Source organism: Martelella sp., from assembly GCF_984369615.1.
In genome coordinates this window covers 1-19259 of sequence record NZ_CFHTCS010000017.1, presented here as the reverse complement: position 1 = coordinate 19259, position 19259 = coordinate 1, and the positions used below count along the sequence as shown (strand labels likewise).

The window sequence follows — 19259 nt, the reverse complement described above, 5'->3', positions numbered from 1 at the left end:
CCCCTCCTGTCCGGTCAGTTGCTGCCGTTGCCGAACATCCGGGCATTGCCCGGCTGATAGCCCGATCCCGGTGTCAGGAAACGCTCGCGTTGGATGCGGCCCTGGTCGGCGGCGGTGGCGCGCTCGGCTTCGATCAGAGCTTCGGAGCGACCATTGGCGGACATCAGCGCGATCAGGTCGGAAAGCTGCTGCGACTGGAGCGCGAGAAGCTGATTGCCCGCTTGTGTCGCCTGCAACGCGCCGGTCGCGTTCTGGCTCTGCGCGACAAGGGCGGACATTTCAGCGCGATTGGTGTCAATATTTCCGACGACACCGGCCTGCACGCGCATGGCGTCCTGCAAGCCGCCGACCGTATTCTGCCAACGGGACCGTGCATCGGCGACGAGCTGGGCGTCGGTCGCGGATAGCGAAACCTTGCCGTATTTCTGTTGGAACATCTGATCGACGTTCTGTACGTCGAAGGCAATGTTCTGCGCCTGGGCCAGAAGCTGCTGCGTGCGCTGGACGTTCTGCTGCAAAGTCTGGAGCGAGGAATATGGCAGACTGGCGAGATTCTTCGCCTGATTGATGAGCATCTGCGCTTCATTCTGAAGCGAGGTGATCTGGTGGTTGATCTGCTCCAGCGTGCGTGCGGCGGTCAGAAGGTTCTGCGCATAGTTGGTCGGATCATAGACGATGCGGCCGAAGCCAAAAGCGTGAGCGGGGCTTGCCAGCATGGGCGACAGTGCAACAGGCATGGCGAGCGTCAGCGCCAGCACGGATGCACTGACATATCGGGAAACGGGGATACGGATCATGGCAGGATCTCCTTTTCTTGGCTGTCATCTGGATGGATTTGATCTGGCGCGACCGACCGAGCGGGCTCTGTGCGTTCGACAAGATTGGTAAGGTTCGGGATCAGATCGACGGCCCATTCGACGCCGCGATCGCGCAGCCAAGCCGCGAGAAAACCGTCCTGCCCATGCTCGGCAACGAGTTCGGCGATACGGGTCTGATCGGATTTGGATGATGCGGCGCAGAGCGCGAGGCCGACTTCGCTGAGGCCAAGCTCGAACAGGCGATTGCCGCGCCGCGATTGGCAGTAATAGTCCCGCTTTGGCGTGGCCCGCGCGAGGATCTCGATTTGCCGGTCATTGAGGCCGAAGCGGCGGTAGATTGCCGTGATCTGCGGCTCGATGGCGCGTTCGTTCGGCAGCAGCAGCCGCGTCGGGCAACTTTCTATGATGGCAGGCGCGATATTGCTGCCATCGATGTCGGAAAGTGACTGCGTGGCGAAAATGACGGAAGCGTTCTTCTTCCTGAGCGTCTTCAGCCATTCGCGGAGCTGATTGGCGAAACCTTCGTCATCCAGCGCCAGCCAGCCTTCGTCGATGATGAGCAGGGTTGGCCGACCGTCGAGCCGGTCGCCGATCCGATGAAACAGATAGGACAGGACGGCAGGCGCAGCCCCAGTGCCGACCAGCCCCTCGATCTCGAAGGCCTGTACATCGGCTGATCCGAGATGTTCGGCCTCGGCGTCGAGCAACCGGCCATAGGCGCCGCCAATGCAGTAAGGGCGCAACGCCTGTTTCAGATCGTTGGATTGCAGCAGCACGGCAAGGCCGGTGATGGTCCGTTCCCCCGCCGGGGCGGATGCCAGCGATGTCAGCGCCGTCCAGATGTGCTCCTTCACCTCCGGCGTGATGCTCATGCCTTCACGCATCAGGATCGCGGCGATCCAGTCAGCGGCCCATGACCGTTCATAGGCATCATCGATCCGCGCCAGCGGTTGCAGGGAAACGGAAACCTCCGATCCCTCGGTCAATCCACCGCCGAGATCATGCCAGTCGCCACCCATGGCGAGCGCCGATGCCCGGATCGATCCCCCGAAATCGAAAGCGAAAATCTGGCTTCGCTCATAACGGCGAAATTGCAACGCCATCAGCGCCAGCAGCACGGACTTGCCTGCGCCGGTCGGGCCGACGACGAGGGTATGGCCCACGTCGCCGACATGAAGGGAAAGCCGGAACGGCGTCGAACCCTCGGTCTTGCCGTAAAGCAAGGGGGGCGCTCCGAGATGTTCGTTCCGTTCCGGCCCCGCCCACACGGCCGATAGCGGGATCATGTGGGCAAGGTTGAGCGTCGAGACCGGCGGCTGCCGAACATTGGCATAGGCATGTCCGGGGATTGAGCCGAGCCAGGCATCGACGGCATTGACGGTTTCCGGCATGGCCGTGAAGTCACGGCCCTGAATGATCTTCTCGACCAGACGCAGCTTCTCGTCGGCGATACGGGGATCGGCGTCCCAGACGGTGACGGTTGCTGTGACATAGGCCATGCCGGCGACGTCAGCGCCCAGTTCCTGCAAGGCCATGTCGGCATCGAGCGCCTTGTTGGACGCATCGGTGTCCACCAGCGCCGATTGCTCGTTGGTCAACACCTCCTTGAGGATCGCGGCGATGGATTTTCTCTTGGCGAACCATTGACGGCGGATTTTGGTGAGGAGTTTCGTCGCGTCCGTCTTGTCCATCAGGATGGCGCGGGTGGACCAGCGATACGGGAACGCGAGCCGGTTCATCTCGTCGAGCAGGCCGGGCGTGGTCGCTGTCGGAAAGCCTGTGATGGTCAGGATGCGCAGATGCGACAAGCCCAGGCGTGGCTCCAGCCCGCCGGTCAGCGGCTGATCGGCCAGCAGCGCGTCGATGTGCATCGGCACCTCGGGCACGCGGACGCGATGGCGGTTCGTGGAAATCGTGGAATGGAGATAGGTCAGCGTGCCCGCGTCATCGATCCAGTGGCATTCGGGCATGAAGCCGTCGAGTAGTGCCAGCACGCGGTCGGTGCGGTCGACAAAGCCGCGCATCAGCTCCCATGGATTGACGCCGGATTGCTCACGGCCCTCGTAGAGCCAGGTCTCGGCGCGAGCCGCATCTTCGGCGGGTGGCAGCCAGAGGAAGGTCAGGAAGTAGCCCGACACGAAATGCGTGCCCGCTTCCTCGAAGGCAGCTTTGCGCTCGGCATCGACCAGAGCGGAGGCCGGATCAGGAAATTGGCTGCCGGGATAGGTCGCGGCTTCGCTTCGTTGTGCCTCAACAAAGATCGACCAGCCGGAGCCGAGGCGGCGCACGGCGTTGTTGATACGCCCGGCGACCGCGACCAGTTCGGCGGCAACAGCGGAATCCAGATCCGGCCCGCGAAACTTCGCAGTCCTCTGGAAACTGCCGTCCTTGTTCAGTACGACGCCCGAGCCAACCAGCGCGGCCCAGGGCAGGAAATCCGCGAGGCGGGTGGCGGTACGGCGATATTCGGTGAGGTTCATCATGGCCGCGCCCTCACACCGACAGATGACCGGGGATGCGCAGATGCCTGCGCCCCACCTCGACGAAGAGCGGATCGCGTTTGGCAGCCCATACCGCGAGGAAATGACCGACTGCCCAGATGGCGATGCCAACCAGCCAGAGACGGAGGCCGAGGCCGACGGCGCCGGCCAGCGTGCCGTTGACAATGGCAATCGAACGCGGTGCGCCGCCGAGCAGGATATGCTCGGTCAGCGCCCGGTGAACCGAGATGGAGAAGCCCGGCACCGTATCGAGCTGTTCAAACCCGCCCGCCATCAGATGAGCGCCCCGCCGCCGAACGAGAAGAACGACAGGAAGAAGCTCGACGCGGCGAAAGCGATGGACAGGCCGAAGACGATCTGAATCAGGCGGCGGAAGCCGCCGGAGGTATCGCCAAAGGCCAGCGCCAGGCCGGTGGCGATGATGACGATGACGGCGATGATCTTGGCGACAGGACCCTCGATCGACTGGAGGATCGACTGAAGCGGTGCCTCCCAGGGCATGGAGGAGCCGGAGGCGTGTGCGGCAGGCGCCAGCATCAGACTGATGGAAACAGTGGCAGCGGCGGTTGCCATGATGCGGCAGCCGCGTGAAATCGTGCGGATCATGAAAGGTTTCCTTTCGGGGTGGTTGCCAAAGTGATGGGATGCGTGATGGCGTAATCGCCGTCCGGCCCCAGCCCATCGACGCGGGCGAGTTCGACCAGCCGGCGGGAAGAGCCGCGTCCGGCAAGAACGGCGACGAGGTCGATTGTCTCGGCGATCAGGGCGCGCGGGACGGTGATGACGGCTTCCTGGATGAGCTGTTCGAGGCGTCGCAGCGCGCCAATGCCGGAACCGGCATGGATGGTGCCGATCCCGCCCGGATGGCCGGTGCCCCAGGCTTTAAGGAGGTCGAGAGCTTCGGACCCGCGCACCTCGCCGACCGGGATGCGATCCGGGCGCAGGCGCAGCGACGAACGCACCAGGTCGGAGAGGGTCGCCACGCCATCCTTGGTGCGCATCGCGACCAGATTGGGCGCGGCGCATTGCAGTTCGCGCGTGTCTTCAATGATCACGACGCGGTCCGAAGTCTTGGCGACTTCTGCCAGCAGCGCGTTGGTCAGCGTGGTTTTTCCGGTCGAGGTGCCGCCCGCGACAAGGATATTGGCGCGCGTGGCGACGTTCAGGCGCAGCACCTCGGCCTGAGCACTGGTCATGATCCCAGCGTTTACATAGTCGTCGAGCGTGAACACCGCGACGGCAGGCTTGCGTATGGCGAAAGCGGGTGCTGCGACCACCGGCGGCAGCAGACCCTCGAACCGTTCGCCGGTCTCGGGCAGTTCAGCCGACACACGCGGATTGCGGGCATGAACCTCGGCGCCGACATGATGGGCGACCAGCCTGACGATCCGCTCGCCATCGGCAGCCGACAGCCTCTCCCCCGTATCGGCCAGCCCTTCGGAGAGCCGATCCACCCAGATGCGGCCATCGGGATTCAGCATCACCTCAACCACAGCTGGATCTTCCAGAAACCGGGCAATCGATGCCCCGAGCGCGGTGCGCAGCATCCGCGCACCACGCGCAATCGTCTCGGGTTTCTGATGTGATGCGGTCATGGCGGCCCCATTCATGGCGGGACGCGCAAAAGACGGACCCCGGATTGGGGTCGATTAAAAGAACCTGATTTAGGGCCGTTTCAACAGATGTTTACGCGTGTGCGGGCATCGGCGGCGCAGGGCGGCAAATAGGATGGATCTAAAGTTCAGAGCTGGTTTCCATCCGCTTCGGACTGGCCTTGTGACGAAAGATCGTGAAGCGAATCCATATCCCGCGACAACTCTTTCAGGAATCTGTCGCCGGAAGCCAGGCGCTTGCCCAGCGTCTGCATGAAGCCTTCGAAGCGCTCGTTGCCCTTGATGCGCGCCGATTGTTTCGCGCTATCTGACAGCGGCGGCGTCATGGTGAGCCAGAATTGTACGAACAGCGAAAGCGTCTCGCCGAGGATGGCCACATCTTCGTCCAGCATATCGAACTGGCGGCCAAGCTTATCCAGGCGTCGCGACATTGCGGCTTCCAGCCGTTCGGTCGTGTCACCGGACAGGAAGGATGCTACCGCAGCCTCGATCACCGCGGATTTTGAAACATTGCAACGCAGCGCCAGACCCTCGACCTGCTTCAGCAGATCCGGGGAGAAGTAGACATTCATGCGGGTTCGACTCGTCATGCCTGTCTTCCTTCTCAAAGCTCGATGCCGTCATTTGGGTCAAGTGACGCCTGCCGCGCGACCATGCGCATCCGCTGACGCATGGCACGGGCTTTGGCGGCATCGACGTCGGGCTCATCATCGAGAAAGTCGAACTCCTGCGATGGCGGCGGTGGTGGCGGGATGATTTCCTCATGCTCGGGAAGCTCCGGCTCACGACGGATACCGGCATTGGCAGGATCGTCGTCGGACGTGTTCGACGTGGGTCCGTGGCCGGCCGCGGCCGTAACAACACGGCTCGTCCAGTCGTCTGGCGCCGATGTTTCCATCTTCACCGACTGCTTGCGTAGGTCGGGCGGCGGCAGCACCCGTTCTTGAAGCCGCGCATCGGCATAGTAGCGCGCCTTGGCGGCGCGGATGGGCGGCACACCCGCTACCATGACGATCTCGTCGGTTGGCGGAAGCTGCATGATTTCGCCGGGCGTCAGCAATGGCCGCGCCGTTTCCTGCCGCGACACCATGAGGTGCCCCAGCCATGGCGCGAGGCGATGGCCGGCATAGTTGGTGGAATCGCGCATTTCCGTAGCCGTGCCGAGCGCATCGCTGATCCGCTTGGCGGTGCGTTCGTCATTGGCGGCGAAGGCCACGCGCACATGGCAATTATCGAGAATGGCATTGTTTTGCCCATAGGCGCGCTCGATCTGGTTGAGAGATTGGGCAATCAGAAAGGCTTTCAGGCCGTAGCCGGCCATGAACGCCAGCGCTGATTCAAAGAAATCCAGCCGCCCCAGTGCCGGAAACTCGTCGAGCATCAACAGCAGCCGGTGCCGCTTGCCGGAGGTCTCCAGTTCCTCGGTTAGCCGCCGTCCGACCTGATTGAGGATGAGGCGGATCAGCGGTTTGGTCCGATTGATGTCCGAGGGCGGTACGACGAGATAGAGGCTCACCGGTTCCTTCGCGCCGACCAGATCGGCGATGCGCCAATCGCAGCGCGCCGTCACGCAGGCGACAACCGGATCTCGGTAAAGACCGAGAAACGACATGGCGGTCGAAAGGACGCCGGAGCGTTCGTTCTCTGATTTGTTGAGAAGCTCGCGCGCAGACGAGGCAATGACAGGATGAACACCGGCTTCCCCCAGATGCGGCGTGTCCATCATTGCGCGTAAGGTTGCCTCGACCGGACGGCGCGGATCGGACAGGAAATTGGCGACACCAGCCAGTGTCTTTTCTTTCTCGGCATAGAGAACGTGCAGGATCGCGCCGACGAGTAGGCTGTGGCTGGTCTTTTCCCAATGGTTGCGCTTGTCGAGGCTGCCTTCGGGATCAACAAGAATGTCCGCGATGTTCTGCACATCGCGGACTTCCCATTCCCCCTGCCGCACTTCCAACAGCGGATTATAGGCTGCGGAATATACATTGGTCGGATCGAACAGCAGGACCCGGCCATGATGGGACCGGAATCCCGCTGTCAGATTCCAGTTCTCCCCCTTGATGTCATGGACAATACAGCTTCCCGGCCAGGTCAGCAGCGTTGGCACGACGAGGCCCACGCCCTTGCCGGATCGGGTTGGCGCAAAGCACAGAACATGCTCGGGGCCGTCATGACGCAGATAATCCTTGCTGTGCCGCCCCAGCACGACGCCATCCGGGCCGAGCAATCCGGCAGCATGGATTTCCTTATCCTCGGCCCATCGCGCTGAGCCATAGGTGGCGACATTACGAGCCTCGCGTGCCCGGATGATCGACATGAGAAAGGCGGCAGCTATGGCCAGAACCGCTCCGGACGTGGCGATGAACGCGCCTTCGGTAAAGATGCCCGGCGCATAGGCATCGTAAGAGAACCACCACCAGAAGAAGGCCGGTGGATAGTAGAACGGCCATCCGGCAATATCGAACCAGGGGTTGCCGAGCTGTGGCTGGAAGCCGAGCCGGAAAGCCACCCATTGCGTTGCAGCCCAGACCATCACCACGATGATGGTGAACACGACAATGATCTGGACCCAAAGTATTCGGCCTCCACGCATACAGGCTCCAATTGGCAAGAGAGACGGAGCCGATCAGAGAATAGAGGTTTTTGCGAGTGGCAACAGGAAAGGCGGGGGCGCCGCGTTGCCGGATACTATAGGCGGTATATCGGCAAAGGCTCAAACCCCGAGCCCCCGCGTCCGCCCCAACTGCCACGAGACTGATCCACCCTGCACGATGCCAGCAACCTCGCGGCCGATCTGGCGGTCGATTACTGGCCGCCATGGGACGAGAGTGAACTCGTGGCTCTTTTCGATAATGGCGAACTTGCCGCTCGATAGATGTGCGGTCCCGGTGAACTTGCCAGTGACAGTTTCTCCATCGGCAGCCGCGCGGAATGGCAGCGCCTTGCTCCCGGCCATCTCCGCACCGACTCGGGCCACTTCCCGTTCCCGCAGATTGGCGAGCAGGTTTCGCCGATAGAAAATGCGTCCATTCTGCTGCCGCGTGGCATCGCCCTGTGCGATATGATGCTCACGGCGCTGATCCATCGCCTCGCGCACCTGCTGGCCGAAACCTGCCGGGGTAAAGGCCGAAGCGTCCGGCATAACCAGTCGTCGGTCCAACCAGGTCGCACCATCGGCGCCGATCTGCTTTTCCAGATCGAAGGTCGAGACGACACGGATGCTGGCCTGCCGGTTGCGACCGGCATCATAGGCGGTGGCGCGGCTCTCGAAGTCATCGGGGATGCGCCACTGGTCAGCGTCGATCCGCTCAGCGATGCCGGCGCGGCGCAACGCCTCCAGTCGCCGGACATGGGCATCGACATAGCCCTCGTAATCGCCGCCCGGTATACGTCCTTCGAACTTCGCCTGTTCCAGATGGCGGCTCGGTCGGTAAATACCGTTCTCCGAGATCGCAGCGATGGTGCGATCAGAGGGACGTTGTGCTGTATCGGCGGGACCGACTTCCACGATGCTGCCGATCCGGGCATCCTCGACGCGGGCCGGATCAATGCCGGGAAGATGGTGTGTTCGTCCGTCGATACCGTCCACCACGAGCGTCAGGCTCTCGCCCATCTCGTCGGTGAGATATTTGTCCACGATGCGGCCAGTGATGGGCGCCGCAGGTGCGGTATCGTGAAGCTGGAACGTCATCGGATCGCGCTCCAGCCCGTCGGCCTTCAGCGCCTTGTGCATGTTGCGGATGATGTCACCGCGCTCACCCAGTTCACGCAACGCCGGCTCCATCTTCTCGCCAAGCTCCCAGACGCCAGGTGCATGTTCCGTAGCCAGCCCCATCTTTTCCAGTTTGGCGAGACGGCGCAGGCGAAGCGTGCGATTGAACTGGCGGCGGGCATTTGCCGGTTCGTGGCGAAGATCGAGGAACCGTTCGTCAGCCTCCTCGGTCATAGCGCGGTCGATGCGGGTGAAGCGGTCCTGATCAATTTCGGCAGACAGCTTGCGGCTCTGCTCGATCTCAGTCACGGGGCCGAGTTCCAGCGTGGTCAGTTCGCTCGCCCGCTCACGAATGCCATTGCCGAGATAGTCGCCATTGATGACCAGGTTCTCGCCCAGATCGTCCTTGCCCCGAACGATGACATGGACATGGGGATGGCCGGTATTGTGGTGATTGACCGCCACCCAATCGAGTTTCGTGCCAAGGTCGGCCTCGATGCGGCTCATCAGATCGCGGGTGTGTTCGGTGAGGTCGGAAAGATCGGCGGCATCTTCGGGCGAAACGATAAAGCGGAACTGATGGCGATCGTCCTTGCCGCGATCAAGGAAGGCATCTCCATCGGCGCGATCCTCGGTCGCCGAATAGAGCTGGCCACGCTCGCCATCACGCGAGGTTCCGTCTCGCTGGATATAGCGCAGATGGGCAGCCCCTTTGCCGTTCTTCCCCGCGCTCTGAACGTACCGGGTTTTGACGACGACGCGGCGCACTCCGGTCGCACTGTGACGCCAGCCGCCCGACAGGGTTCTGGCGCGGACAAAGGCCGCCCCACGCCCACGCTTGACGCCCGGACCTTTGCTCGCCCGCGATGCCTTCCCGCTCTTTCCGGCCGAACCAGATGAAGACGACGAGGACGTCCGTGATGCGAATGATGATGATCGACCGGGACCGTTGCTATGCTGACGCGCCAGCTTCTTCGCCTGCGTCAGAAAGCTCTTCGCCTTGCCCCCCTTCGGCACGTCGGATTTGATCCGGCCAGGCCTGGGGCGAAAGCGGTTCTCGTCGTCGGCGCTCATGAGCGCATCCCATGCCGTTCAGGCACGCAAACGGCTGGTATTCGCCCATAGTGCCGGTCAAAACCCAGTAAAGCCAAGGCTTTGCGCCACATCGCGGCACGCAAGGCCCGGAGGCAGGGTGCCGTGCGCCGCGCCCCAAAACAGTGTGCAGACAAGGGCTTGCCCAGAAACCGGCCCGACACGGTGCCGGTTTCCTTTATCTTGCCCTCCGCCTTCCCTGCCCTTTTTGCCCTTCCTGCCGGGAATGCTGCCAGGCGCACCCAAGCCTGACTGCACACCGGAAATGGACCGAACGAGCGCGTAAACGCCATGCTCATGGCTTGTCGCCATTGCTCGCACGGGCCACGAATATGCCGCCGTCCTGCGGCTCCTGATCGACGGAATCGCGCAGAGGAACGGTTGCGCGGATGTCGCTTGACGGCTGATTGACCGCCGCCGAATTGCCGCCGGATTGCGCAACAAAGAGCGGAGCTTCGCGCCAATCCGGCGGTGGCGGCGGAACGATCATCGGCACATCAGGCGCAGTCGCACCGCCGAGAAGCGGTGCGAGCGTGGCGACATAGGCGCGTGTTTCTGCGGGCAAAGTGCGGCCGGTCGCCAGATGCTCGTCATAGCGACCGGGACCGGCATTGTAGGCCGCCAGCATGGCTGCGACATTGCCATAGCGGTCCCACATCTCGCGCAGATACGCTGTGCCTGCGAGGATGTTGTCGCGCGGATCGTAAGGATCGCGCCCGAGACCATGGCGGCTGCGCAGGCCCGCCCAGGTGTCGGGCATGACCTGCATCAGTCCCATTGCACCCGCCGATGAGATGGCGCGCACATCGCCCGCGCTTTCCACACGCAACACAGCCCGAATCCAGTGCTCTGGAATGCCGAAGCGCTGTGACGCCTCGGCAATGAAAGCAACATGGGGATGCGCGGTAACAGGCGCGGGTTGCGGCGTGACCTGCGCAAATGCAGGCGTCAATCCGCTGCCAGCCGACATAAGGGCCGTGAAGAGAAGAAGGGCGCGGGATCGCATGATCTCAGTCTCGATCTTCGTGGGGCCGCGGGCGGCTCCAGTGCAGCGACCATGACGAGCCTGCATCGTCGTCGCGGAACAGATTGGCGCGGATCGGCTGCGGCAAGGCGGGATCGTCAAGCAGCACCGAGAGATATTCGCCAGCCTTTTCGCCGGTGCGTTTCCATGCAGCGCCGACCTCTGGCCCGTCATGTTCAATGTAATGGACGCGATAGTCCGGCGCATTCTCCGCATCGGAATGCTCAGTGGGTACGATAACAAGATCGCGCTTCATGGTGAGCGTGACGAGCTGACCGGCGAAGCCGGATGCGTCACGCGCGAATTGACCGATCTGTGGCATGGTACATCTCCTGTGTTGGTGGATTTGGCGTGGGTTCAATGCGTGGCCGCCCGCCATTCGTAGCGGCCATCGCCTTCCTCATCGGTCCACAGCGGGAGCGCCCTGCCGATGACGGAACTGGCGGGAACAGGTCCGAAGTAACGGCCGTCGAGGCTGTCCCGGATGTCCCAATTCATGAGGAAGAGTTCACCCTCGCCGATGATGCGGCAGCCCTGCCAGACCGGCAGATCGCGGCCCATACGGTCGCGCTCCAGTGCGTCCCCCATCTCGACATTATCGACGGTAATGGTCGCACCGTTGCGGCAGACGCGCTGTCCTGGCAGGCCGAGGACGCGCTTCAGCAGCGGCACGCCGCGTCCGATATAGCCGCGCTCGACCATGGACTGCTCAGACGGCATGATGGCGACCAGTTCGGGAACTTCGAGCGCATTGGCGGGAGCAACTGTGTAGAAGCCGATGGGCGCGCTGGCAGTCGCATTCCAGATCAGCCGGGTTGGCAGATCGGCAACCGCCGTGGCGACAAGTGTTCCGACAGCCAGCATGGACACCGCGAGAGTATGACGGCGGCTCATGGCGCAATTCTCCGGCGGTTGACCCACGCGGCATGGCGCTCCGGGGTGTAGGGATTGGGTTCCTGACCGGCACTCAAGCGGTTGTGGACGTGCCGCCAATGGTCCGGCGCAACATCCGCCGGATCGACGCCAAGCGCGTCCACGGCATCAATCAGGGCCAGCACCCGCTGGACTTGTCGCCAGCCATCATTACGCAGCAGGATCTCGCCGCCAGGACGAACGAAAGGCACGGTCTGGTACGGTTCGCCGCGACCAACGGCGCGCAGGATGTCGAGTCGCGAGACGATGGTGCCGTAATCGTTGGAGGCCCAGCGGACGAAGGCGAAGATGCTTTCGGGCGCAAAACCGATCAGACTGCGGCGGCGGTCGATGATCTGTTCAAAGCTCTTGCGGCCGAAGCGTATCCAGCGCTCGACCTTCCTCTTCTGGAAGGTCAGTTCGACCAATGTGGTGAACGGTGCAGGCCCGTCCGCCTGCGGATGTTCATGAGCAGCGCGCACGGTTTTGCCGGTCATGACTGATCTCCTTCGATGGGTGGAAACTCGCGGACCAGCAGCTCGCGCAGCATCACGGCGACGGTGACACCGCGGCGGAAAGCGGCAACCTTGATGCGCCCGCGCAGTTCGGGCGCGATGTCGATGGTCAGGCGGGCGGTGAACGCCTCCGTAGCCGTCTTGCCGGTTGCCGGCGCATCGGCGGCTCTGACCCAGCTATCGGGATTGCCCGGACGCGATGCGAAGCCGGATTTGACGGGCGGACGTGTCATGGCACGATCCTCCCGACACCGAGGCCATTGATCTCGGCCGCCAGCGCTGTGACCTCCTGTGCGGCCCGTTCGCCGCCATCTGTCTCCAAGACCAGCCGTCCGGTCTGTGCGGCTTCGGCGAAGGCGACACGCTGGCCGACCGTCGTGGCCAGCAAGGGCGGATCATGTTCGGCCAGTGTCTCTGCCGTTTCGCGGGCGATGACGGTGCGCGCACCGCATCGGTTCAGCAGAAAACGGGAGGCCAGTTCAGGGCGATAGATGCGGGCTTCGTTCAGAAGCGCCAGCATCTCGGCGGAGGCCCAGCCGTCGAAAGGAGATGGCTGCACCGGGATCAGCACCAGATCGGCAGCAAGCAGCGCAGAGCGCATCAGGCCAGCGACACGGGGCGGACCATCAATAACGACATGATCGGCGTCACGCGCCAGCTCCGGCGCTTCCCTGTGCAGGGTATCGCGGGCAAGGCCGATGACGGCGAACAGCCTTGGCAGCCCTTCATGGCTGCGCCGCTCCGACCAATCGAGTGCGGAGCCTTGCGGATCGGCATCGATCAGGATGACCCGCTTGCCTTGCGCAGCCCAGGCTCCGGCGAGATGCAGCGCCAGCGTCGTCTTGCCCACGCCGCCTTTCTGATTGAGGAGCGCAACAATCATCGCCGTCCTCTCGGTTTGCCGAGAGGAAGTTCAGGCGTGCTTGTTGACGCGGGCGATCCCTGCTTTGGGGGTGTCAGCTTGCCTTTATGGGCACCCGATCTGAGGGCCGCACCAGCCTTCGCGATGAGCTTTTCCACATCGCGCCGCCGCTCTTCAAAGTTAGATTCTGTGTTAGACTCTAAGTTAAGGGCGCAATTTTCGCTTTTATTACCGAAGGATAGGAGGTGTTTGGGTTCCCGATAGCACGAGCCTCCGGTTCCTGATGGCACGATAGTCCGGGTTCCCGATAGCACGAGGCTATCCACAGGTTTTCCACAGGCCGGGACAGGCTCGAAAGCGAGCAGCATCCGGCCGCCGGTTTCGACCTCGGCGAACAGGGTGTAGCCGGGCAGTGGCTGGCGGCGGATAATGTCGCGCAGCTCGAAGGCGAAGCGCTTGAACGGCGACAGACTGCCCGATTTCTGGTGCAGGTGACGGAAGTCGAACCGCCAACCGTTTTTCTGCCGCCCACCATGCTTGCGCACCAGGCGATAGAGCCAGCGATCCAACCCGCCGGTCAGATTGAAATAGGCCCGGTCGATGGTGAGGATCAGGGCGTCATCCAGAACCGCACTGTAGAACCAGTCGGGCACGATCATCTCGATGCCGTCCGGGCGGCCATTGGCATCGGTCCGCTCGTGCCATTCGTTGATCCACGAAAAGCGATGTCGCCGTCCATTCCCGCGCTGGCGGATCGAGGTTGCAACCGTGGTCGATTGCAGCCGGTCCAGCGCCGCCTTCAGGCGCTGATAGTCCCTCAGGGAGGTTCCGCGCCCTGTGAATGTCAGGATTTCATAGGGCGTTGCCGCCATCAGGCGCGACGTGCGCAGACCGGCGTCCCGCGCTTCAACAATCTGACTGGCCGCCCAGATCAGAATATCGGCATCCCAGATCGTCGCCATGCCGTGATCGGGAACAGCTTCGACACGGATCGAGACATTGCCCAGGGCAAAGTCAATCGGGCGGATACGGTGCGATTTAGAAAGGGAAAAGAAAGGATAGGCCATGAGATCCTGCGCGTCTCGTGGAGCGAATTCACCGGGAAGCGTCCGAAACAGATCGAGTTGTCCGCGTTCCGAGGCGGATGGATGCTGCGCTGCCATCAGAGGGTGACAACCACGTTCAGCGCGTGATGCGCTTGGGCGAGGTGAACGCGGTCGGGGGCAGAGGTTTCGCCGGGAGAACCTGTCCGCGTGGGTCCGACGTGGAGGTGACTGATCCGCGCGCAACCCAGGCTGCGAGATCCTCGACCGAATAGACAACGCGGCCGCCGAGCTTGTGATAGGCAGGTCCGGTTCCGTAGGTTCTGTGCTTTTCCAGCGTGCGCGCGGACAGGCTGAGGAAATCGGCAGCTTCCTTGGTGCGCAGGTAGCGTGGCGGCAAGGCGGCGAGATCAGGTCGCATGGGGTGGCCTCCGTGGTTGTGCAGGATGCCGCTGACGATCAACGGCATGACATGCGCACGGTGGCGAAGGCGCGGCGGCATGGGGGATGAGGAAGATCGAAGGGGTAAAATCCTCACCCTCGATCAGACGTCAGTGTCAGGGTTTGCGACGATGGCGCAAAAGGTCCTGATAACCGCCGTCGATCAGCGCGGCGGCAGATCGGACAAGGGCGATGACAGAGGCGCGCAAAGCCGATGTCTTCCACGGCTCAGCGCGAACGCGCGCCTCGCCGTAAATGGCGATGGCAATCTCACGATAGGTCGCGTGGTTGGCGTTTCCGTCGGCAGCTTGCATCATCAGGCGAAACCGCCGGCGCTGATACGGCGTCATCCTGGGGTCGCGGCGCGCGGGTCTCCCGGCCAGCATGTGCCAGAGCCTGAGAATGGCTTCGAGCCGATCCGGCAGATTTTCGTCAAGTGGCAGAATGATCGCCGGCTGCGAATTGGCATCGGTGTCGGCGAGGATCAGATATTGAACGCCGTCTCTGGCGTCAAAGACACCATATGTCCCCTCTGGTCCGCAGATGGCATCAGCAAGATCGACCGATAAGGCGGACGGAGAAGGCGGAAGAAAATCGGGCGCCGCCCCGAGCATCAGCACGTCCGGATTGGCAACAGGCGACCAGATGACCGGTTGGTCGAGCGCGGAAAAGCAGGGGTCTGCCGGGAAATCGCAACCCCCAGCGATGTTGGAAATCATCCGCAAAGGGAAGATGCCCGCTGCCTTGCGCTACAAGATCATCGAAACTGGCCTGATAGGAGGCGTTACGGCGCAGGCATTCCCAGGCGACACCCTCAACGGGCAGCGCATCGTAGAATTCATACTGGTCCTGGTCTCGCCAGCGGGATGTATCCGGCTTCATTGCTCCGCTCCTGGTTGAAACTGCACAGGTGGAGCGTGAAAGAATTGCGGCGCCGCTACCGAGATGGAAGCCGGAACGAAGACATGGGGTGATGCTCTGAGGGCATCACTGGTGCGACGGCGGCGAGGTCAGGTTCGATCTGTCGGATGACGCAGCAACTGGCGATAGCCGCTCTGTGTCATCCAGCGCGCGCGGGCCAGATGGCTGTCATGAACCTGCCGAGCGCGCACTGGTTCCAGGGCGGGGTCGATACCGAACAGAATGTTGACGGCTTCGGTCCATTCCGCACCATCGGCGTCAGCATCAAGCAGCCGCATGTAGAGTTTGACGTGCGCGCGATCATATTCGGTCAGCTCGTCGCCGACAGGCACGATGTCGTCAAAGGGGATGACTGCGGATGTCATGTCGAGGGCCGCCGCAGGGCGCAGGCCGCGGCGGCGGATTGATGATGCCGCCGGCGCCGGTCAGGCGTCATGGATCTGTCGGTATCTCTTCTCGTCTTGGTCATGAACCAGCAATACTCCTTGCCCGCGATCCGTGGACAGGAGAACAATCCCTGCTGCTTCAAGCGCCCGGCGCACCTGATCCCGCGTTGTCTCATACACCTCGAGCCGGTTCTCGGACTCAAGGCGTTTCAGGGCAGTCAGCGATATTCGGGCCTTGTCAGCGAGCGTCTCCTGCGTCCAACCCAGCAACGCGCGTGCGGCCCGCGACTGTCGAGCGGTGATCATGCATGATCACCTCCCATCGCGACCGGCGCGCATTCCAGAACTACGGCTATTTTAGTCGCCTTCGCCCGATACGCCATACGAAATCGTCGAATCTGGCCAGGGCGTTATCTGCACGGCTGAGCATGCAGCCCGACTGATTCGCCTGTATGCCGCAATTGCAGCACTTGTGCTGGCCGTAGCGTCGACCAGCGCAAGATGATCCCCAAACGCTCCATGGGAAATGGTAGTGATATGTTTGGAGATCATTTTTGTTGCATTCTACACCGGGTATGATACCCATCCAGATCAATGCGGCAAGAATGATCCGTAAAGGTATCACATGAAGGCGGAAGAAGAAACACTGAGGCTGATCGGCGACCATTTTCGCCGCGCGCGTCTTGCAGCGGGGTTGACCCAGGAGCAGGTGGCCGATCTTGCGGGCATTTCGCGCCCGCGCTACCGCGACATCGAGACGGGGGCAGCGGCCGCGCGCACCACGACATTGATCAACATTGCCCGGGCGCTTGGGCTGGAAATGATGCTGGTCCCGCAGGCGATGGTGCCCGCCATCGAGGCGCTTTTGCGCCCCGAGGCCGAGGATGATCATCCGGCCTTCAGCCCGCAACCGGAGAGCGACGATGACAGCCGTCCGTACCGCTGAGACCATCACCTCGCTGGACGTGTTCCTGAACAGTGCGAAGGTTGGCACGATCGTCAGGACGCCGGGCGATTTCAACGCCTTCAGCCTTGATCCGGCCTATCGCGCGACCGGCGGCATTCCGGTTCTGAGCCTGTCGCTGCGCGCGGCATCAGGGGGCCTGCGCAAGGATCCGCGACCTGTCGCAGGCAGCCTGCCGCCCTTCTTTGCCAACCTGCTGCCCGAAGACCGACTGCGCGAGGCGATGGAAAAGCACCATGCGGGCAATGTGCGGCCGGGGAATGATTTCGATCTCCTGGCAGCTCTGGGCGCGGACCTGCCGGGTGCCGTTCGGGTGCTGCCCAGTGACGGTCAACCGGGTATCGCGGCTACGGCTCTCCAAGGTCGGCCAAAAGCCCGCTTCTCGCTGGCGGGCGTGCAGATGAAGCTATCGGTGATGAAGAACACGGGCAAGGGCGGCGGACTGACCCTGCCGCTCGGGGATGACGAGGGCCAGTATATTGCGAAATTCCCCTCGACCGCCTTTCCGGGCGTGTCGGAAAACGAGTTCGCGAACCTCGCACTTGCCGAAGCAATCGGCATGGACGTGCCCGAGCGGGAACTGGTCAGACGGGACCAGTTCGAGGGGATTCCCGAAGAGTTCGAAACACTTGCCGAGGGGCTGGTCCTGCTCGTGCGGCGTTTTGATCGCGGGGCAGATGGGCAACGCATCCATATCGAAGATTTCGCGCAGGTTTTCGGCCTGTACCCGGCACGTAAATATGATGGCGCCGCCTCCCACGACATCGCCTCTGTGCTGAATGTGGCAATCTCGCCGTTCGCCGCGCTGGAGTTTGTCCGGCGGCTGACCTACTCGGTGGTCATGGGCAATGGCGACATGCATCTCAAGAACTGGTCGCTGATCTATCCGGGCGACGGCGACACGCCCACTCTTGCACCGATCTACGACATGCTTTCGACCGTTCCCTACATTCCGGCAGATGGGCTGGCGTTGTCACTGGGCGGCGAGCGGGCCTTCAAGGGCCTGGCCCCGGCCCGCTGGAAGACGTTTGCCAATCGGGCAAGGCTTCCCGAGCCAGCCGTGCTCAAGGCCGTTGTCGAGACGGTGAAACGCATCGATGCGAAATGGTGGACACTACCGGAACGCGAGGTGGTCCCCCCGCCCGTGCTGGAACGGATCGACGCCCATGTGAAAACCATGATCCCGATCCTGACCGGCTGAGCAGTTCCAGCCCGGACAGGTCACCGGGCCTGGCGGCTTTCCCGCGGGCACGGGAAAGGCCCCGACCTTGCGGTCGGAGCCTTTGTTCCGCGCCTCAGTCGCCGCGGCGACCGTTGGGGCGGGACCAGATGAGCGAGAAGGTTTCGCCGTCTTCTTCGTCGAAGAGGTTGGCGTAGATCGGAGCGTTGAAGCTCGGATCGTCCAGCTTGAGGCCCAGATAGTCGCGGCCCTCGTTGGAGCGCTTTGACCAGGCGGCGCCGATCTCGGCGCGGCCGACCAGAACCCGGTGGCTGGGGGCGTTCTCGCCGGTGGCGCGCAGGTCGGGAACGATGCGCACGCCCTTGGCCTGGACGCTGAGGGTGACGATTTCGCCGGTGAATTCGTTCGAGCCAGTCTTCTTGAAGGTGCCGATGGTTGCCATTTTAAGTCTCCGTTTTCCGTTTCCGAGCCCGCACCATTGCGGCCTCTATGGCGATCGACCGGCCGGAGACGAACGCTGGCGCACCCCGAACGGGGCTGGACAGCACAGGAGAAACTTTCTTGTTCCGCGCGGAATGGCGGCTCTGCCGTCAGGGGAAGAAAGTTGTGACGACGCTGTTGCGCTAAAGCGGTCGAAGCGCAACGCGCTGTTCTTCGGCCAGATCAGGCCATTGAAGAGGCCGTTTGGAGCGGTCGAGACACGGGGGCTGAACGGAGATGTGGCAACCTTGGGCTGCATCAGGATAACCAGATCGGCAACACCGGCCTTTTTGTCACCCCGCGTCTCAGGCCATGCGCATCTCTCTTTCCCGCCTGCCCCACCCGCATCGCCCCAACCGGGTTCCCGTCAGTCCGCGAACGCTGATGCCGACCGCCCTGCGCTCCTATGGGCCGCGTCTGTGCCTCACGCTGATTCGATGCATGCCCGCTGTCTGTCACCATTTTCCTGACGAAGACGGAAGATGATCCGCATCCGCTTCTGGTCGCCATCAACGGATCATTGCGGTTCAGGTGCGTGCAAAGCCGCCGTCCGCGTGGTCGGTTGCCGCCATGCCCGTAACGCGCAGGAACGCCGTCACGCCCACCGCAACCGCTCCGATCACCGAGAAGATGAGTTGCCATATCTCCGAGGGCATCATGTGCTTGACAATACCGAGCGTGGCGTAAAATCCGGCCATTCCCGCCGGAGCGACGAAGGCCAGAGCAATCAGCAGACGCGCCGTAACCGTCCGGGCTGACCGCTATCCTTTCCATCTCCACGGCAGCAGTTCATCG

The 19259-nt window shown here is 62.7% G+C and carries 23 protein-coding genes and 1 pseudogene; 2 read left to right on the top strand and 22 right to left on the bottom strand.

What is annotated here, in order from left to right:
• Positions 1–14: 14 nt before the first annotated feature.
• From trbJ to AC5DC2_RS02960, 20 genes are all read right to left on the bottom strand, one after another.
• Positions 15–797 (bottom strand): P-type conjugative transfer protein TrbJ, encoded by a 783-nt coding sequence (trbJ, locus tag AC5DC2_RS03055; protein ID WP_024707399.1) that lies wholly within the window; start codon positions 795–797, stop codon positions 15–17.
• The gene (gene trbE, locus AC5DC2_RS03050; protein ID WP_024707400.1) at positions 794–3301 is read right to left on the bottom strand and encodes a conjugal transfer protein TrbE; all 2508 of its coding nucleotides are present in this window, start codon (positions 3299–3301) and stop codon (positions 794–796) included. Before trbE ends, trbJ begins: the two co-directional genes overlap by 4 nt.
• A 10-nt stretch (positions 3302–3311) precedes the next feature.
• Positions 3312–3593, bottom strand: coding sequence for a VirB3 family type IV secretion system protein (locus tag AC5DC2_RS03045; protein WP_024707401.1), 282 nt, complete (start codon positions 3591–3593; stop codon positions 3312–3314).
• Positions 3593–3925, bottom strand: a complete 333-nt coding sequence (locus tag AC5DC2_RS03040; protein WP_009450539.1) for a TrbC/VirB2 family type IV secretion system protein — start codon at positions 3923–3925, stop codon at positions 3593–3595. Before AC5DC2_RS03040 ends, AC5DC2_RS03045 begins: the two co-directional genes overlap by 1 nt.
• The gene (trbB, locus tag AC5DC2_RS03035) at positions 3922–4914 is read right to left on the bottom strand and encodes a P-type conjugative transfer ATPase TrbB (protein WP_024707402.1); all 993 of its coding nucleotides are present in this window, start codon (positions 4912–4914) and stop codon (positions 3922–3924) included. Before trbB ends, AC5DC2_RS03040 begins: the two co-directional genes overlap by 4 nt.
• Positions 4915–5060: 146 nt before the next feature.
• The gene (locus AC5DC2_RS03030; RefSeq protein ID WP_024707403.1) at positions 5061–5522 is read right to left on the bottom strand and encodes a CopG family transcriptional regulator; all 462 of its coding nucleotides are present in this window, start codon (positions 5520–5522) and stop codon (positions 5061–5063) included.
• Between the two features lie 14 nt (positions 5523–5536).
• Positions 5537–7525 carry a conjugal transfer protein TraG gene (locus tag AC5DC2_RS03025; protein ID WP_024707404.1) on the bottom strand — a complete coding sequence of 663 codons (1989 nt, stop codon included), beginning with the start codon at positions 7523–7525 and terminating at the stop codon, positions 5537–5539.
• 120 nt (positions 7526–7645) lie between these two features.
• Positions 7646–8878 (bottom strand): DUF3363 domain-containing protein, encoded by a 1233-nt coding sequence (locus AC5DC2_RS03020; RefSeq protein WP_256389225.1) that lies wholly within the window; start codon positions 8876–8878, stop codon positions 7646–7648.
• Between the two features lie 1153 nt (positions 8879–10031).
• The gene (locus AC5DC2_RS03015) at positions 10032–10742 is read right to left on the bottom strand and encodes a lytic transglycosylase domain-containing protein (RefSeq protein ID WP_024707406.1); all 711 of its coding nucleotides are present in this window, start codon (positions 10740–10742) and stop codon (positions 10032–10034) included.
• Positions 10743–10746: 4 nt separating this feature from the next.
• On the bottom strand, positions 10747–11082 hold the full coding sequence (locus AC5DC2_RS03010) for a DUF736 domain-containing protein (protein ID WP_024707407.1): 336 nt from the start codon (positions 11080–11082) through the stop codon (positions 10747–10749).
• Positions 11083–11117: 35 nt separating this feature from the next.
• Positions 11118–11654, bottom strand: coding sequence for a S26 family signal peptidase (locus AC5DC2_RS03005; RefSeq protein ID WP_061449816.1), 537 nt, complete (start codon positions 11652–11654; stop codon positions 11118–11120).
• Positions 11651–12169 carry a DUF2840 domain-containing protein gene (locus tag AC5DC2_RS03000; RefSeq protein WP_061449817.1) on the bottom strand — a complete coding sequence of 173 codons (519 nt, stop codon included), beginning with the start codon at positions 12167–12169 and terminating at the stop codon, positions 11651–11653. Before AC5DC2_RS03000 ends, AC5DC2_RS03005 begins: the two co-directional genes overlap by 4 nt.
• Complete coding sequence (locus tag AC5DC2_RS02995) at positions 12166–12420, bottom strand: hypothetical protein (RefSeq protein ID WP_024708785.1); 255 nt, start codon at positions 12418–12420, stop codon at positions 12166–12168. Before AC5DC2_RS02995 ends, AC5DC2_RS03000 begins: the two co-directional genes overlap by 4 nt.
• Complete coding sequence (gene parA, locus AC5DC2_RS02990; protein WP_024708786.1) at positions 12417–13070, bottom strand: ParA family partition ATPase; 654 nt, start codon at positions 13068–13070, stop codon at positions 12417–12419. The genes AC5DC2_RS02995 and parA overlap by 4 nt, the downstream gene beginning before the upstream one ends.
• Positions 13067–14212 carry a replication initiator protein A gene (locus AC5DC2_RS02985; protein WP_024708787.1) on the bottom strand — a complete coding sequence of 382 codons (1146 nt, stop codon included), beginning with the start codon at positions 14210–14212 and terminating at the stop codon, positions 13067–13069. Before AC5DC2_RS02985 ends, parA begins: the two co-directional genes overlap by 4 nt.
• Before the next feature lie 19 nt (positions 14213–14231).
• On the bottom strand, positions 14232–14513 hold the full coding sequence (locus AC5DC2_RS02980) for a helix-turn-helix transcriptional regulator (RefSeq protein WP_010336149.1): 282 nt from the start codon (positions 14511–14513) through the stop codon (positions 14232–14234).
• Positions 14514–14649: 136 nt separating this feature from the next.
• Positions 14650–15147, bottom strand: coding sequence for a DUF2285 domain-containing protein (locus tag AC5DC2_RS02975; protein ID WP_051424091.1), 498 nt, complete (start codon positions 15145–15147; stop codon positions 14650–14652).
• Positions 15083–15415 (bottom strand): transcriptional regulator domain-containing protein, encoded by a 333-nt coding sequence (locus AC5DC2_RS02970; protein WP_244435579.1) that lies wholly within the window; start codon positions 15413–15415, stop codon positions 15083–15085. Before AC5DC2_RS02970 ends, AC5DC2_RS02975 begins: the two co-directional genes overlap by 65 nt.
• 128 nt (positions 15416–15543) lie before the next feature.
• Positions 15544–15819, bottom strand: coding sequence for a DNA -binding domain-containing protein (locus tag AC5DC2_RS02965; RefSeq protein WP_081725814.1), 276 nt, complete (start codon positions 15817–15819; stop codon positions 15544–15546).
• Between the two features lie 60 nt (positions 15820–15879).
• Complete coding sequence (locus AC5DC2_RS02960; RefSeq protein ID WP_024708790.1) at positions 15880–16146, bottom strand: helix-turn-helix domain-containing protein; 267 nt, start codon at positions 16144–16146, stop codon at positions 15880–15882.
• A gap of 319 nt (positions 16147–16465) precedes the next feature.
• Between AC5DC2_RS02960 and AC5DC2_RS02955 the strand changes: the two genes are divergently transcribed.
• Together AC5DC2_RS02955 and AC5DC2_RS02950 are read left to right on the top strand one after the other, a co-directional pair.
• Positions 16466–16786 carry a helix-turn-helix domain-containing protein gene (locus AC5DC2_RS02955; protein ID WP_009450556.1) on the top strand — a complete coding sequence of 107 codons (321 nt, stop codon included), beginning with the start codon at positions 16466–16468 and terminating at the stop codon, positions 16784–16786.
• Positions 16764–18005, top strand: a complete 1242-nt coding sequence (locus tag AC5DC2_RS02950; protein WP_024708791.1) for a type II toxin-antitoxin system HipA family toxin — start codon at positions 16764–16766, stop codon at positions 18003–18005. The genes AC5DC2_RS02955 and AC5DC2_RS02950 overlap by 23 nt, the downstream gene beginning before the upstream one ends.
• A gap of 94 nt (positions 18006–18099) precedes the next feature.
• Here AC5DC2_RS02950 and AC5DC2_RS02945 read toward each other — a convergent pair whose 3' ends face one another.
• Positions 18100–18426, bottom strand: coding sequence for a DUF736 domain-containing protein (locus AC5DC2_RS02945; RefSeq protein ID WP_024708792.1), 327 nt, complete (start codon positions 18424–18426; stop codon positions 18100–18102).
• Between the two features lie 565 nt (positions 18427–18991).
• A pseudogene (locus tag AC5DC2_RS02940) lies at positions 18992–19216 on the bottom strand (hypothetical protein); the annotation flags it as partial.
• Positions 19217–19259 lie beyond the last annotated feature (43 nt).

Coding starts and splice junctions, on each gene's coding strand:
- trbJ (WP_024707399.1), bottom strand. CDS start 797: ATGATCCGTATCCCCGTTTCCCGATATGTCAGTGCATCCGTGCTGGCG.
- parA (WP_024708786.1), bottom strand. CDS start 13,070: ATGATTGTTGCGCTCCTCAATCAGAAAGGCGGCGTGGGCAAGACGACG.
- AC5DC2_RS02985 (WP_024708787.1), bottom strand. CDS start 14,212: ATGGCAGCGCAGCATCCATCCGCCTCGGAACGCGGACAACTCGATCTG.
- AC5DC2_RS03040 (WP_009450539.1), bottom strand. CDS start 3,925: ATGATCCGCACGATTTCACGCGGCTGCCGCATCATGGCAACCGCCGCT.
- AC5DC2_RS02995 (WP_024708785.1), bottom strand. CDS start 12,420: ATGACACGTCCGCCCGTCAAATCCGGCTTCGCATCGCGTCCGGGCAAT.
- AC5DC2_RS02955 (WP_009450556.1), top strand. CDS start 16,466: ATGAAGGCGGAAGAAGAAACACTGAGGCTGATCGGCGACCATTTTCGC.
- AC5DC2_RS03030 (WP_024707403.1), bottom strand. CDS start 5,522: ATGACGAGTCGAACCCGCATGAATGTCTACTTCTCCCCGGATCTGCTG.
- AC5DC2_RS03045 (WP_024707401.1), bottom strand. CDS start 3,593: ATGGCGGGCGGGTTTGAACAGCTCGATACGGTGCCGGGCTTCTCCATC.
- AC5DC2_RS03010 (WP_024707407.1), bottom strand. CDS start 11,082: ATGCCACAGATCGGTCAATTCGCGCGTGACGCATCCGGCTTCGCCGGT.
- AC5DC2_RS02975 (WP_051424091.1), bottom strand. CDS start 15,147: ATGCTCGGGGCGGCGCCCGATTTTCTTCCGCCTTCTCCGTCCGCCTTA.
- AC5DC2_RS02980 (WP_010336149.1), bottom strand. CDS start 14,513: ATGCGACCTGATCTCGCCGCCTTGCCGCCACGCTACCTGCGCACCAAG.
- AC5DC2_RS02950 (WP_024708791.1), top strand. CDS start 16,764: ATGACAGCCGTCCGTACCGCTGAGACCATCACCTCGCTGGACGTGTTC.
- AC5DC2_RS02965 (WP_081725814.1), bottom strand. CDS start 15,819: ATGACATCCGCAGTCATCCCCTTTGACGACATCGTGCCTGTCGGCGAC.
- AC5DC2_RS03005 (WP_061449816.1), bottom strand. CDS start 11,654: ATGAGCCGCCGTCATACTCTCGCGGTGTCCATGCTGGCTGTCGGAACA.
- AC5DC2_RS02970 (WP_244435579.1), bottom strand. CDS start 15,415: ATGAAGCCGGATACATCCCGCTGGCGAGACCAGGACCAGTATGAATTC.
- trbB (WP_024707402.1), bottom strand. CDS start 4,914: ATGACCGCATCACATCAGAAACCCGAGACGATTGCGCGTGGTGCGCGG.
- AC5DC2_RS03000 (WP_061449817.1), bottom strand. CDS start 12,169: ATGACCGGCAAAACCGTGCGCGCTGCTCATGAACATCCGCAGGCGGAC.
- AC5DC2_RS03025 (WP_024707404.1), bottom strand. CDS start 7,525: ATGCGTGGAGGCCGAATACTTTGGGTCCAGATCATTGTCGTGTTCACC.
- trbE (WP_024707400.1), bottom strand. CDS start 3,301: ATGATGAACCTCACCGAATATCGCCGTACCGCCACCCGCCTCGCGGAT.
- AC5DC2_RS03020 (WP_256389225.1), bottom strand. CDS start 8,878: ATGACCGAGGAGGCTGACGAACGGTTCCTCGATCTTCGCCACGAACCG.
- AC5DC2_RS02960 (WP_024708790.1), bottom strand. CDS start 16,146: ATGATCACCGCTCGACAGTCGCGGGCCGCACGCGCGTTGCTGGGTTGG.
- AC5DC2_RS02945 (WP_024708792.1), bottom strand. CDS start 18,426: ATGGCAACCATCGGCACCTTCAAGAAGACTGGCTCGAACGAATTCACC.
- AC5DC2_RS03015 (WP_024707406.1), bottom strand. CDS start 10,742: ATGCGATCCCGCGCCCTTCTTCTCTTCACGGCCCTTATGTCGGCTGGC.